Below are 554 nucleotides of genomic sequence, written 5' to 3'. Positions count from 1 at the left end.
TGACCTGATGAGGTGGACGGCCTCCGCTCCCGGCATCGCAATGTGCCAAAGTGTGGCTGTCGAAAGTCACATGAGGGAGAGCCGTCCATGGAGAAGGTTAGCACAATCGGTCTGGATGTCGCCAAGCACGTGTTTCAGGTGCACGGCGTTGACGCACAGGGCGCAGTGGTTGTCCGCCGGAAGTTGCGTCGCGACGATGTAGTCGCATTCTTTACGTCCTTGCCGGCGTGCTTGATCGGCATCGAAGCCTGCGCAACGAGCCATCACTGGGCTCGTGTCCTCACGGCTCTGGGGCATGAGGTTCGCCTGATGCCTGCGTCATACGTCAAGCCATACGTGAAGCGGCAGAAGAATGATGCTTCGGATGCCGAGGCAATCTGCGAGGCGGTCACGCGACCGACGATGCGCTTTGTTCCGACAAAGAGCGAGGAGCAGCAGAGCGTGTTGATGCTGCATCGCGTCCGCGAGCTTTTGATCCGGCAGCGGACAATGCTGGTGAACGCCTTGCGCGGCCACTTGGCGGAGTTGGGCATCATCACTCGTCAGGGTGCTAC

The 554-nt window shown here is 60.1% G+C and carries 1 protein-coding gene; it reads left to right on the top strand.

Going from position 1 to position 554, the window contains the following annotated elements:
- Positions 1-87: 87 nt before the first annotated feature.
- The coding region (locus NKI54_RS36405) for an IS110 family RNA-guided transposase (protein ID WP_352694688.1) at positions 88-554 on the top strand (467 nt) is incomplete at its 3' end.

The sequence above is a fragment of the Mesorhizobium sp. M0663 genome, assembly GCF_040320585.1.
In the GTDB taxonomy this organism is placed as follows: Bacteria; Pseudomonadota; Alphaproteobacteria; order Rhizobiales; family Rhizobiaceae; genus Mesorhizobium.
The sequence above is the reverse complement of the archived record's forward strand: the minus strand, read 5'-3'. Positions and strand labels throughout refer to the sequence as shown.